This window comes from Vibrio sp. 1288 (assembly GCF_033344475.1).
Genome location: NZ_JAWPOX010000013.1, coordinates 14,807 through 27,774, shown reverse-complemented (window position 1 = coordinate 27,774; position 12,968 = coordinate 14,807). Strand labels below are relative to the sequence as shown.

The window sequence follows — 12,968 nt, the reverse complement described above, 5'->3', positions numbered from 1 at the left end:
ATTTAAAGATCCTTAGTTATTGTCATTAAAGCAATTAGGGCGGTGGAACAATGATAAACATGACGAATCTGTTGCGCTCAGTCGACAACAGCCACAAAGGGCTGCAATTGCTATTGGGAGATTTTTATAAGGATTTCAGCAGCGCGGCGATCAACATCGAAATGCTGCATAAACAAAACCGTTTTGAAGAGCTGAGCGGCTACTCAAAAAAGCTGAAAGCCATTCTGGTCCTGCTTTGTGATGATGATTTACCACCCAAGATGGCAAAGCTAGAACATTTAAGTAAGCACCACTTTCCCGCACCTAATGAATTGATTGAGGACATCAAAACTGAGCTCAACAACGTGAACAAACAAATTAGCCAGCTGTTAGATATCGAGAACTCTATCGATGACAGCGCAGATGATGAATAACCGGGGTGGATCATGAGTAACAAGCAGATCGAGCACCACCTCAGAAAAGCACTCGTGTCCAACAACGAGTCTTCGAAGGTGACCGCAGACGATACGATCGTGCTAGCCAGTGCGATGACCAGCGTACACAAAACACTGCTGGTTATCTTTTTGCTTTCAATGGTGGCGATCGCCGTGGCGTCTCAAGCTCGTATCGACATTGTGGTGTCGGTGCGCGGTGAGCTATTGCTGGAATCTGACGTAGAAAAAGTGCAACACCTTGAAGGCGGTATTCTTGAAGAAATGTTAGTGCGCAAGGGTGAAGTGGTTTACGAAGGTCAACCCATTGCGCGCATTCGCTCTTTGGATAGAAACACTCAACTCGATACAGTAAACACAGAAATCATTCAGCTTGAGTTAGATAAACTCCGTTATGAAAGCCTGCGCGATATGGTAGAGCCCGATTTCTCTGCCTACATCGAAAAATACCCAGAATTGGTTCAGGTAAATATGAATACCTGGCAGCAAGAGTTTTCCAAAAACCGATCTAATGAAGAGTTGATCACTCACGACATCAATCACAAGAACTCGTTGATTGATTCTATGCTTAAGCGCCGCAAAAGCTCCGAGAACCAGCTTTCTTTGATTCGCAAGCAGCTCAATATCAAGAACACCCTCTATAAAGAAGAAATGGCATCTTATGTCGATGTTCTGAATATGCAGGTTCAAGAGTCAAACATGGTGCGTGAGATTGAAAACCTTGATGAGTCAGTCATGAATGAGCGCTTCCAACTCGACAAGCTAGAAAAACAGTACCGTGACTTGGTGGAAAATCGCAACTCCGAATACCAAGCGCAAATCATTCAAGCGAAGAAAGATCTCAAGCTGAAACGCATTCTTCGTCCTCAACACTCAGACAAAGTGGATCGTCTTGTGGTCTACGCCCCTATTGATGGTGTGGTGGATAAAGTGCACTTTAATTTCCGTTCTGCCGTGATACCGCCGGGTGAAAGTATCGCGGACATTGCGCCGATTAATAATTCTCTTCACGGCGAAGCGAAGATTCCACGTAAAGACATGGGCTTTGTTGAAATCGGACAGGCAGTCAAAGTGAAGATGGACACCTACAACTTTGCCAAGTACGGATTTTTGGAAGGTCGAATCGCGTCGATCAGCCGTTCGTCCTATGAAGAAGAGGACGCTGAATTCTACCTCGCTGAAATCCAAATCAGCCAAAACTATCTAGAGCGCGGAGGCACACAATACAAACTGTCCCCTTACATGGAGTTTACCGCCGACGTGAAAACAGGGTCGCGTCGGGTTATCGAATACGCTGCGAAGCCGGTTATGTCGGCTATCGAAGACGCCTTCGATGAGAGGTAATGGATGAGTAACAAACCTTCCTACAATATTTCCGTTCCTGTTATGCGCCTTAGCATTGCTTTCAGCTTGGTGCTGGCTGCCCTCGCCTTTTATTTGTATGTCTCTTGGGAAAAAGTGGATTCAGTGGAGCAAGTGCAAAACGCGCCTCTGTTAGTTCAAGCTCAACAACTCAACCAAACCATCGAACTTGATATCCAAACGCTGCAACGCTGTTTAGCCGCGCGTTATTGTAGTACAACAGAGCTCGATTTTGAGGTTCTGAAAAACGAAATTGACCAGTTTAAGTCTCTCGCGTCACTCAACAAAACCGAGTTTAGCTTGGTAGGTGCGACCGAATATACGCAGCTTGAACTGGCGATTAGTCGCTTCTCGGACAGCTCAAAAACTCGCGACGATGTGTTGGCACTGTATCTCTCGCTCACCAATAACTACCTACAAATGGACGACAACTATCGCACCATGTTTAACAACCATGCGAGCGACCTAATGATGGAGAAAAACGAGTTCTTCATTTGGTTGTTTATGGTCGTTGTTGTGTTGGTTGGTATCGCCGTTCTATCGAATTTAGTGGCAATCCTTAAACTGAGAAAATCCAGTTCGAATGAGCGCGACATTGATCAAGAATTCGACGGACTTTATCAAGAACTCAAACAACTGGATTTACAGAGGTTGGAAGAGTTGCTCAATGAAGTGAGCATCAATCCGAAGCAGCGTCAGATTTACTCTCACCTAAAACTGATTTTCAGCAAACTCGAAGAGCAAAAACGCAATAACGATCTCTACAAGCAGCTCTATGCTCTGATTGGTTACGAGATTCGAGGCATCACCAACACCATTAACGGCGGCGTGCAATACCTCGTACAAGAGACCGATGAGAGCGGCGTGTTGATGGCGCAAGATATAACCTCGGCTGCCAATACCCTGTCTGAGTTGGCAGAGAACTACAACCGACTCATTTCACAAGGAACCGAGAGCAAATCGAAAGAATTTTCACTGCTTAATGTGCTGTCTGAATTGATGATTCACATCAGTTCAAAAGTGCAGCGAAATGAAGGTGAATTAGACTGCTTTATCTCGGATAACCTACCAAACCGTGTTGAAGGACAATCCACCAGCTTATTCTGGGTGTTGTTCCTACAGCTATCGAATGCCATCCAACTCAAAGCCGATAAGAAACTGTTTGTCACCATTGAATCAGGTGCGGCGTCAGACATTGAAAACACCCGCTTGACCATCAATCTAAACTTCTTAACCACACTGGATGTGCCGTTTGCCAAGCTCAATACCCTACACTGGAGCGACCATAAACAGCACACCGCAACCAAAGACGATTTGGCGAAAAGCGTGCTGAAAGATTATGGCTATTACGAGAGCCATTGGTATCAATCGGGCAATCAGGAACGTTTTCAAATTCAGCTCGATTTAAAAGCCAAGAGCTTCCACACCGAGAAAACTCGCTTCGACAATAAACGTTTGTTGCTGTGTGCCAACTCTCAGCTGCGCATTGATGTGATGAACAAAATGCTGGTCAACTTGGGCTTAGAGATCACACCAATTCGAACGCCGAACGAGCTCTTCTCTGCTGCAAAAACCTTTGGCGATTACGATGCCATCATGCTGACCGACACGTTCGAGCCAAACAAACTGCCCTCACTGAGCAAAACGGTGAAATCGCAACTGCGCAATCACCCGAATACTAAATTGCTGCTTTCGGTTACTAGCACTCAGCAAGCGCAAGAGAGCCATACCTTTGTCGACAAGATTCTGAACTCTCCTGGGATTCCGTATGAGTTCATCCCTAACCTATTGGCAATCATGGAAGCGGAAGCCTCTGAAGATCAGATGGAGAACAGCTCATTCCTGATTGTGGAAGATGACCGTGTTCAACAGATTCTACTCAAACGTATTTTGAGCAAGCAAGAATACGAAGCAGATACCGTTGGCGATGGCGCAGACGCTGTTCAGCACTTCATAAATCAACGCTCGGACATCATCTTTATGGACTGCATTATGCCTGGCATGGGCGGTATTGAAGCAACCAAACGCATTCGACAATACGAACAAGAGAGCGGACAAAACCCCTGCACCATCATAGGTGCGACAGCATTGACCAGCAGTAATGAACACCAAGCTTGTATCGAAGCTGGAATGGATTACGTGATCAGTAAACCTTATAAAAACGACGAAATCATCAAGGTGATCAACAAGTATGTGGCGGTACAGAAACTTAACTAGCTGCGTATTGGCAGCGCTTACATTGAGCAATGCTCCTTCAGCAATGGCGACCACCTTGCTTGAGGCGGTCAAACTCGGCTTGGAAAACAATTTATCTCTGCGCGCTAGTGACAAAGGCGTGGAAGAAAACGAATACAACATCGACATTAGCCGTTCTAAGTTCCTGCCCTCTTTAAACGGTGCCGCTGATACTACATGGAATGAAAACGAGACCATATTAACGGGAACACCGGATACGCGTTCTAGCTACAACTCCAACAGCTACAGCGTGTCTTTATCTCAATCGGTGTTTAACCTTGGCGACATCTTCAAATACGGCACCGCAAAGCTTGATTTCAACATTGAAGAAATCAAGCACGAGAACAAAATCCAGAGCACCATTTCTGAAATCGCGACCCAGTATTTCGAGTACCTCAAAAACAACGCGCAAATCAAAGCCACGAAAGTCGAGCTTAAATCGTCTGAAACGCGTGAACGCCAAATGCGTCGCAACGTGGAGCTTGGCAACACTGCGGCGAGCGAGTTGTATGAGGTAATTGCTCAGAAAGAAGGCATTGCCAACCGCTTAAGAACCTTAGAGAAAGATCGACGTGTGATTTTGAACGGTTTAGAGATTCAAGTTCAATATCCAGTCACCCCGTCGCAGGACATCTACGAAAGCGTGCCCTTGGCGGAAATCAGCGAATCCGAACAACGCGCGATTCTTGAACAAGCTTTGAAGCTCAATAACGATTTATTGGTTGCGAAGAAAACCGTAGAACGCAGCCGAAGAGGCTTGAAAGAAAGCGGTTCAAACTTTGTGCCGACCGTATCGCTCTCTGCCAGTTACCGTTACGACGATGCGAACAACTATGACCGAACCGACCCAACCGCAACAGGGGACAGTAATTCCACCAGCGTAGGTTTGAACTTGAATGTGCCGATTTTCTCCGGCGGTTCGGATTATTACGGTTATCAAAAATCTTCAACTGCTATCGAGCGAACGGAGCTACTTTACCAAGATTCGTTGTTCACGACGCGCAATAGCGTTAACACCTCGGTACTCAACATTAATGACTTCTCCCGAGCTATTAGCAGTTACGAGAACATCATCCGAGCTAACTACGCCTCCTACAAAGGCATTCAGCGCGCTTACCAGCTTGGTACTCGAACCATTACCGACTTACTGGCAGCGGAAAGTAAACTGTTTAGCGCACTACGTGATTACGAGAGCGCGCGCTATGACTACATCATTGAATCGATCAATCTTGAACAAATCAAAGGCATGTTGTCGGTGCAATCCATCGAAAGCATCATGCAGTTGATGAGCGATATCGAAGGCAGAAGCAATCAAGACTTAGTTCCAAAACACCTTCTCTCCAAACCATCGATTAAGAAAGGAGGTCGCAATGCAAACTGAGCATTTTTCCCAGAAGATTAACTTTGCTGACAAGTGTTACCTGACTTTCTCAACGGTCATCTCAACGCTGTTTGGTTTGGTACTGCCCTTTTCGATTCTGATTATCTTTGACCGAGTTTTACCTAACCAAGCTAAAGACACGCTGTTTCTTCTGTTTGCCATTATCTTGATCACCATCTTCCTCGACTATCACTTAAAGAATCAGGAAGAGAAGATTTCGTCGGTGATCATGAAGCAGTTCGAAACCAACTTAACCAACAAGGTGTTTCAATCCATCTGTTTGGCTGAGATATCGAAGTTTCGTCGCCTAGAACCCGGTGAATACCTAGAGCGTATTGCTACCATTCCAGAGATTAAATCCTTCTTTGGCGGAGAATCTGTACGGGCATTGATCAATCTTGCAGTCAGCATACTGACCATTCTGATTATCGGTCTGATCAACATTTGGGCAGGGGTGACTATCTTGCTCGCCTCCATCATTTTGGCGGTGTTCGCACTCAGTCTTTCCAAGCAAAAAATCAACAGCCTAGAAAACAAATCCGACATCGAAGGCTTAACCACGTCGAAAATCATCGAGATCATCTCTAGCCCCCTCGATATCAAAGCGCGCAATATGGAATATCGCGTTGAGAGCTTGATGACACAAATGGTGGAAGAACGTGAAGTCGAGAACATCAAATACGAGCAAATTGAATCAAACTTCAACCTTATCTTGTCGCTCATACAACAGCTCTCCATCGCTTGTGTGGTGGTGGTTTTGGCAACGGCAGTTATCAACATGCAATCGAGCCAAGGCATCATGGCTGCCATCATCATGCTTACCAACCGCTACTTCGCGCCATACCAGCAAGTAATGCGCACGGTGAGCCGCTGGGAGTTGAACAAGCTTCATATTCAACGTATCGCCGAGCTGCTTGAGCTTGCTGCATCTATAGAACAACAAAACGACACGACGGAAGTCGAGCGCATCTCGGTGAAGTATTCGGAAAAACAACGCATCGAGTTTGAACGCGGTCAGGCTTACTTGCTGACGGGGAAAAGCGGCGCGGGCAAAACCCACCTCGCCAATTGCATTACGCGGCAAAACACCGACAGCAAGCTCGATATCCAAATCAACGAGACACCGCTCGATGACGTCAACTACAACGTCTGGCGTAATAGCGTGCTCATGGTCGACAAAACCAGTTCGTTCGTCGAAGGCACCATCATCGACAACTTGACTTGTTTCCGCCCAAGCTTAAATAACACGGCATTTGCGCTTTGCGAAACCATGAACATCAAGGCACAAATCGATGCCCTTCCCGCTGGTTTTTACACCGAGCTTAAAGGACATTTACGCAACCCATTCTCGCGCCAAGTCGCTTATGCCTTGTTGTTAGTGCGTGCCTTACTCGCGAACAAACGTGTGTTGATCTTCGACGACATCGACTGTGTTTATGATGACGACTTTGCTCGATTGGTTTTGACCAGCACCGCCTATCGCGCCAACGACAAAATCCTCATCATCGTCAGCAACAAGATGGACAAACTCAATCATCGCCTCAAACGCGTCAAACTTACCGGAGGTGACCAATGAGTATTTTGGTTGATTTTAATAATGTCCCTCAGCGCTTGTTGGACTTTGAGGCTCGCAGTTATGACGAGCGATACAATGAGTCACCTTTGATTCGTGGTTTAGCTTATACCCTCATAGCGCTTGAATGGGAAGGCACACCTTCTATCCTCAGTGACGCTTTTATCCCTAAACCAAAAGACAGCGACAGTTTTATTGCCACCATTGAACGTCTTGGTTACCGTTGTGACGTCACCAAATTAAAAACGTTGGAGCACATCGAGGGGCACCCTCATCCTTGTTTTATTGAGATAGAAAACCTCACTGCGATTTTCTTGGGCACCAAAGACGGCAAACTGATCCTGTTTGATTACACCAATAACAACACCATTGAATACCCGCTCTGCAAGAAGCCGTGCTTGTTGGTGTCGATCAGCGAATACTCCCGCTTATTCCGAGAGCCGCCACCTGAATCTCAAGACCGCAGTAACTGGATTAAATACGCGTTTTATCGCTACAACAATGAACTCAAAAGCCTGATTATTCTCAGCTTCGTGGTCAGCATTCTCGGCGCACTCCAGCCCTTTTTTATTATGAGTGTGTACAACTTCGCCTTAACCTCTAGCTCGCAAGCCACGCTTTATTGGCTCACGTTATTTGCTGTGATTGTTGGGTTCTCGGAATACTTTTTCAAGAAAATGCGGGTCAACATCATCGCCACATCAGGAAAGGATTTGGCGGTGCATATTTCTCAAAACGTAATATCCAAACTGTTGTGGCTTCCTTATTCGATGACATCTACCGCTGGTGTCTCTTCTCAGTTAGCACGATTGAAGGACATCGACACTTTCCGCCGTTTGGTAACCGCAGAGTCAACATTAAGCTACTTCGACATGCCGTTTGTTATCGTATTCATTATTGCCATTGCTCTTATGTCTGGTACCGCAGCGCTAGTCGTTATGGCGGGGTTGATTCTAATGTTGGTGTTCTGTGTTTATTCTCGTTACATCTACTCGCAAGCCACGTCCAAGAGCTCTCGCGCCAACGCCATGGTTTCTTACCAATGGAATGAGATTCTTCGTGGTATAAAAACCATCCAAGGCTTGCCATTATTGCGTGTTATCCAGTCCCGCTTTAGCGCATCGCATTTACAAAGCACCAACGATGCAGAACATGTTTCAGTGACTAATAGCAGGGTTCAGGCAGCAGGCGGGAGTTTGATTCAGGTTATTGGTACCGCAAGTATCGTCGCGGCCGTTATCGGCGTGATGGACGGCACCTCCGATGCAGGTGCAATGCTTGCTACCGTAATTTTAGTCTGGAAGGCGTTGGGGCCTATTATGGGCATCTACAACTCTATTTCTAAGTTCCAATCCATTAAGGCGTCTTCTGCGCAAATCAACAACCTTATGGCGATGAATGACGATAAGCTAACGTTAGAGAAAAGCCCCCCTATTCGCCTCTTTCAAGGTAGTATCGTCGGCTCTGGTGTGAGCCATCGTTATAGTGGTGCGGCAACAGGCTTAACTAATCTTGGTTTTAAAATTCCACCGGGCGCAAAAGTTGTGATTTGTGGACCAACAGGTTGCGGTAAAACGACGCTCATTTCTATTATCGCTGGGCTAGAGGAACGCTATCAAGGCTCAGTTTCGGTGGACGGTTATAACATCAAACAATTCAACAGTTACCGCTATCGAACCTCGATTAACTACATCCCGTTTAACCTGCATATTTTTGAAGGCTCCTTGGAGACTAACTTCATCTTGCATAATGGGTTAATCCCAACAGAAAAAATGCGTGAAATGGTGAGTTTCTTTGAGCTCGATACATGGTTGCCACAAGGCCTGGACACTCAATTGAGCGTTGATATCTGTAAAAGTTTACCAAATGGTATTCAACAAAGACTGCGGCTCGCATTAGGGCTAGGCAACTGCGAACAATCTTTGATTATCATTGACGAGCCATTTAATGGTGCAGAGCAAGAAAATTCCCACTACTTCAAGCGGTTATTTAGCGACAAACTACTCAATAAGACCGTTATTTTCTCAACGAATGATCCGGGCATGATCTCTACATCCAATATGAGCTTAGTCTTGGAGCCAGATGGCAACCTGAAGTATTTCGGGTTAACCGATAAGTACTTAAAAAGTCTAAGTTAAGTTCGGAATGTGGTGTGGTTCATCATTCATACTTGAGCACGGTCATTGACAAAAATGTAAACGATGAGACTATTTACTCTGTAAGCGCGTACACTAAGGAATCCGATGTATACATTTGTTGCAGACAAATTGGATGTGGTTTATTTATCAACGATACCAGAAAACTACCAGTTACAAGACTTCGACGTGCCTGAAGAAGAACTCGAAATTCGTGAAATTGTAGAGGTATGGTATGAGTGTGCGTTTCTTCCTGACTTTAACCTTCAACACATCGACATCGAAAACAAAACTGCTTTGGTCGAGACACAAGCGCAAGTCGTAAACAACTACACAAGTACGCTCGCTTTTTTACTCAAAAGTCGTACTTATCGCGCAGCACTTAACCGATTATTGAGTGTATGGAGATTGGAGGCAGCAGCTAAAGCACAGCTTGAGCTGCTGTTACTTACGGAAGAACAGAGTAGCAAGCCAGTAAATTAATCAGCTAGGATAAGGGGCTAAAAATCTTAAACCCAACCATCGAATCGGAGACGTTTCTGCACGCGTTCAACCGCCTCTATCTGCATCTGACGAACACGCTCGTTAGATACGTTTAATAACAGGCCTATTTCCGACAAGGTTTTCACTCTCTGGTCAAATAATCCGAATCGATGGATCAAGACTTTCTGCAACTTAATTGGCAAAGTTTTAATAATATTTTCAATAGCTTGAGTAAAGCACTGGTTTTCACAGTCTTGTTGTGGATCTGGCGTATACTCACTTTCACACAGTTCAAGAACAAATGGAACACGATGTAGGTCCGCAGTGGTCGATACATCAATAAAACCACTTAGAGCAACAAGTTCATCTATACGTTCTGCTTTCACCCCTGAGCAGCGTGAGAGTTCAGAAATAGACAACTCCTTGCTCTCACTTTTTGACGCATCGAGCTTTTTTAAAGCCAGGCTATTTATCTCTTTGCACACATGAGCAGGTAAACGTACCGTGCGGCCATTGTTCATTAATGCCGCTTCTATATTCTCGCGAATCCACCATACCGCATAAGTAGAAAAACGGTAGCCTGGCTCAGGATCGAACTTATCGACCGCTTTTATCAAACCAATGTTACCTTCTTCTATTAAATCGAGCAGAGTAAAGTTATTGCCTGGCCGTTTGAGGTAACCTTTTGCGATTTTCACAACAAGTCGAAGATTAGACTCAATCAACATTTCGCGCGCTTCTTCATCACCAGCTCGATTAAGTTTGGCGTAATGCAACTCCTCTTCACGAGACAACAAATCAATCCCCACAATATCTTTGAGATAGTGAGCATAAGGGTCTTTCCCAACTGACAACGATTCTTTCATTGACAGTTCATCCGTGACAGCTCGGAACCTAGCAAAGCATTCGTTGTTCATTCCCCGTCCTTCTCAAGCCAACTTATTTCTTATCTTCTTTAATTGTTTTTGTACAACACTGTATGCATCATGCTTTATATGCATTACTTTACACTGAGTGTAGACAGGGGTTCTGATCTTTACCAAGAAATCACTTATCACTTTAAAACAATTACTGCTTCTATGATAAAAACGTGAGCAGGTGGGGGGTTATATATATGAAAGTGCAAGTATTTGTACGCAAATTGGCCTCAAAGAAAACAACGCAACGTGATCGTTAACGCTTACCACGTTACTCTGACTAAAACTTTGAGGCTTGAGGATGGTTTGAAGTATCAGTTGAATTAGCGAGATCTAATTCACTTGACGAAGCGCAGGTTGAAGCTGACAGTCTGTTATAACTTGGAAAACTGCACGATTCTTTCCTTCAGACTTACCTTGATACATCAACTCGTCAGCATCTTGCAAGCTCACGATGTGGGTAAACTCAGGATAGTAAGCACAGCCCAAACTGATACTCAAATGAATTGCTTGTCCGCCCAGTATAACAGGCTGATCGTAAACTGCTTTACAGAGCATATTGGCAAAATTGAGTGCTTCTCGCTCTGACAGAGAAGACGTAACGAGTGCGAACTCTTCTCCTCCAATTCTCGCCAATGTCATTCGGTCATCAGTCATCGACTTAGCGGCTTCTGCGATGGCAACTATTGCTCGGTCTCCAGCAAGGTGGCCATATCGATCATTGATTGATTTAAAATCATCAATATCAAACACCATCACCGTTAAGTTTCGCTTCAAATGATTCAGTAGCGCCAATTGCTCAATCAGGTGTCTACGGTTGTATAGCTTTGTGAGAGAATCCGTCAACGTCATCTCTAGCAATTGCTGATTGGCAATCGTTAATTGCCTTGTCCGAAGAGCAACCATACGTTTGAGGGCAAAAATATGATAAAGCGTTGCGACCGCCATAATGAAAATAGCAATAGGGAAAAGATAAAGTGGATAAACCGTTTTCACCAGACTCCAACGGGTGAGGATCCGCTCACGATCCGTATCGATGACTTTTTCAAACGCTCGTGATACCTCTAAAATGGAAGTTGCACTGTGCATTCCTGCTGCAATCCGAAGATCTTTACTATATAAGCTAATTGTCGGGACAAACATACCCGCTCCCGGCGTGGTTGCCATATAAAAGTTAGCAACTTGCAGGTCCGCAACGAAGTACAGCACCTTTTTATCGACGGCGGCTTGTATCATCGAATCATTGTTAATGTATTCTGCGATAGGTGCATTCGGATAATTCGTCTGAACAAACTCAGACTCGTAACTTCCTTTAACAACGCCAATTGGCAGCGTCATTTCGCCAGTTAAAACACTCCTGATATCAACCGAAAGTACATCTTTATTTACGTACAATTTGGTTTGGATAGGCATTATGACTGCGCCAAAGTCCATATACTTCGCCCTTTCGGGCGAGTAGACAAGTCCTCCGTGAAAGTCAGCCTTACCCTCTTTTACGGCTTGCAAAGAAGCATCCCAATCCAAAAGGAGAAACTGAACGTCGATTTGGTTGTTCACCGCGTACTCTTTCCAAAAGTCGATTAAAATACCTTTAGGTTCACCATCTGGGCTAAGGTAAGAGAACGGCTTCCACGCTTTGGAGTTAGCAACAATTAAAGAATGAGACTCTGACTTGTGTGCATGCGCCATCGGACAAATGGACAGCCACAGTAGTAATAAAGAAGCACACGCTTTTTTACATTTGCAACCATAAGTACCATAACTCGTCGATGACATACCTACTTCTCACCAGTCTTTTTAAACCATAATCTCGGCTGTTTGATTAGACTAAAGATATAGTAGAGTTGCATAAGACAGGAAGTGACGCTTATTGATATGAATCTAACTTAGTAAGTTTTAGTACTTAATTGGTACTTTCAACGCCTAGTTCGCTGAAGCAGTTGAAGCAGTTGAAGCAGTTGAAGCAGTTGAAGCAGTTGAAGCAGTTGAAGCAGTACATGATAAATTAGGAAAACTTATCTGGTACTAAAAATTGAATATCATCAGTTTTGCAAACACCTAGTACCAACAAAAAAGCCCTATTCAAAATCCACCTTGGGGAGAACTTTGAATAGGGCTCTTTGCCTCTATGCTTCATTTTACGGCTGAAGCTACCTTTACCTTTTTTCGCTTTAACGACTCGTGTTTGGAACAGCTGACTGGTAACAACCGCTTTTAACGCGTTGTCTTTGATTTCACCTCTGCCGAAGTCGGTCTCATGTTGTGAGCCACTCGGTTGAGGACTGATTTTACGCTTTGCCATAAATCCTCCTTAATGGTCGAACCAGATTGGACAATAATTATATAAATAAGTCAAATTTATAGATTTAGTTGAATTTTATGCTAAAAAACTTCACATCACCGTCATTTATTTGAAATTTAATCAAAAACATGCTGGTTAAATAGTGACTA

10 protein-coding genes are annotated in these 12,968 nt (G+C 44.5%); 7 read left to right on the top strand and 3 right to left on the bottom strand.

Annotation, left to right across the window (positions count from 1 at the left end):
• Positions 1–59: 59 nt before the first annotated feature.
• The 7 genes from R8O11_RS11715 to R8O11_RS11685 all read left to right on the top strand — a co-directional run bounded on the left by R8O11_RS11715 (position 60) and on the right by R8O11_RS11685 (position 9,600).
• A complete protein-coding gene (locus tag R8O11_RS11715; RefSeq protein WP_318194169.1) occupies positions 60–413 on the top strand; it encodes a hypothetical protein in 354 nt (117 codons plus the stop codon).
• A gap of 12 nt (positions 414–425) precedes the next feature.
• The gene (locus R8O11_RS11710) at positions 426–1,775 is read left to right on the top strand and encodes an HlyD family type I secretion periplasmic adaptor subunit (protein ID WP_009704725.1); all 1,350 of its coding nucleotides are present in this window, start codon (positions 426–428) and stop codon (positions 1,773–1,775) included.
• 3 nt (positions 1,776–1,778) lie between these two features.
• Positions 1,779–4,010: a response regulator gene (locus tag R8O11_RS11705; protein WP_318194168.1), complete on the top strand. Its 2,232-nt coding sequence runs from the start codon at positions 1,779–1,781 to the stop codon at positions 4,008–4,010.
• The gene (locus tag R8O11_RS11700; RefSeq protein WP_017821589.1) at positions 3,985–5,409 is read left to right on the top strand and encodes a TolC family protein; all 1,425 of its coding nucleotides are present in this window, start codon (positions 3,985–3,987) and stop codon (positions 5,407–5,409) included. The genes R8O11_RS11705 and R8O11_RS11700 overlap by 26 nt, the downstream gene beginning before the upstream one ends.
• Positions 5,399–6,985 (top strand): ATP-binding cassette domain-containing protein, encoded by a 1,587-nt coding sequence (locus R8O11_RS11695; RefSeq protein WP_025768455.1) that lies wholly within the window; start codon positions 5,399–5,401, stop codon positions 6,983–6,985. The genes R8O11_RS11700 and R8O11_RS11695 overlap by 11 nt, the downstream gene beginning before the upstream one ends.
• The gene (locus R8O11_RS11690) at positions 6,982–9,120 is read left to right on the top strand and encodes an ATP-binding cassette domain-containing protein (RefSeq protein WP_053350479.1); all 2,139 of its coding nucleotides are present in this window, start codon (positions 6,982–6,984) and stop codon (positions 9,118–9,120) included. Before R8O11_RS11695 ends, R8O11_RS11690 begins: the two co-directional genes overlap by 4 nt.
• Positions 9,121–9,225: 105 nt before the next feature.
• Positions 9,226–9,600: a hypothetical protein gene (locus R8O11_RS11685; RefSeq protein ID WP_005375619.1), complete on the top strand. Its 375-nt coding sequence runs from the start codon at positions 9,226–9,228 to the stop codon at positions 9,598–9,600.
• 26 nt (positions 9,601–9,626) lie between these two features.
• Here the strand turns inward: R8O11_RS11685 and R8O11_RS11680 are convergent, their stop codons facing one another.
• From R8O11_RS11680 to R8O11_RS11670, 3 genes are all read right to left on the bottom strand, one after another.
• Positions 9,627–10,517 (bottom strand): RNA polymerase sigma factor RpoD/SigA, encoded by an 891-nt coding sequence (locus R8O11_RS11680; RefSeq protein WP_025768458.1) that lies wholly within the window; start codon positions 10,515–10,517, stop codon positions 9,627–9,629.
• 333 nt (positions 10,518–10,850) lie between these two features.
• On the bottom strand, positions 10,851–12,293 hold the full coding sequence (locus tag R8O11_RS11675; protein WP_318194167.1) for a sensor domain-containing diguanylate cyclase: 1,443 nt from the start codon (positions 12,291–12,293) through the stop codon (positions 10,851–10,853).
• 229 nt (positions 12,294–12,522) lie between these two features.
• A complete protein-coding gene (locus R8O11_RS11670) occupies positions 12,523–12,819 on the bottom strand; it encodes an alternative ribosome-rescue factor A (RefSeq protein ID WP_017635870.1) in 297 nt (98 codons plus the stop codon).
• Positions 12,820–12,968: the final 149 nt, after the last annotated feature.

Coding starts and splice junctions, on each gene's coding strand:
- R8O11_RS11695 (WP_025768455.1), top strand. CDS start 5,399: ATGCAAACTGAGCATTTTTCCCAGAAGATTAACTTTGCTGACAAGTGT.
- R8O11_RS11675 (WP_318194167.1), bottom strand. CDS start 12,293: ATGTCATCGACGAGTTATGGTACTTATGGTTGCAAATGTAAAAAAGCG.
- R8O11_RS11685 (WP_005375619.1), top strand. CDS start 9,226: ATGTATACATTTGTTGCAGACAAATTGGATGTGGTTTATTTATCAACG.
- R8O11_RS11690 (WP_053350479.1), top strand. CDS start 6,982: ATGAGTATTTTGGTTGATTTTAATAATGTCCCTCAGCGCTTGTTGGAC.
- R8O11_RS11710 (WP_009704725.1), top strand. CDS start 426: ATGAGTAACAAGCAGATCGAGCACCACCTCAGAAAAGCACTCGTGTCC.
- R8O11_RS11680 (WP_025768458.1), bottom strand. CDS start 10,517: ATGAACAACGAATGCTTTGCTAGGTTCCGAGCTGTCACGGATGAACTG.
- R8O11_RS11670 (WP_017635870.1), bottom strand. CDS start 12,819: ATGGCAAAGCGTAAAATCAGTCCTCAACCGAGTGGCTCACAACATGAG.
- R8O11_RS11715 (WP_318194169.1), top strand. CDS start 60: ATGACGAATCTGTTGCGCTCAGTCGACAACAGCCACAAAGGGCTGCAA.
- R8O11_RS11700 (WP_017821589.1), top strand. CDS start 3,985: ATGTGGCGGTACAGAAACTTAACTAGCTGCGTATTGGCAGCGCTTACA.
- R8O11_RS11705 (WP_318194168.1), top strand. CDS start 1,779: ATGAGTAACAAACCTTCCTACAATATTTCCGTTCCTGTTATGCGCCTT.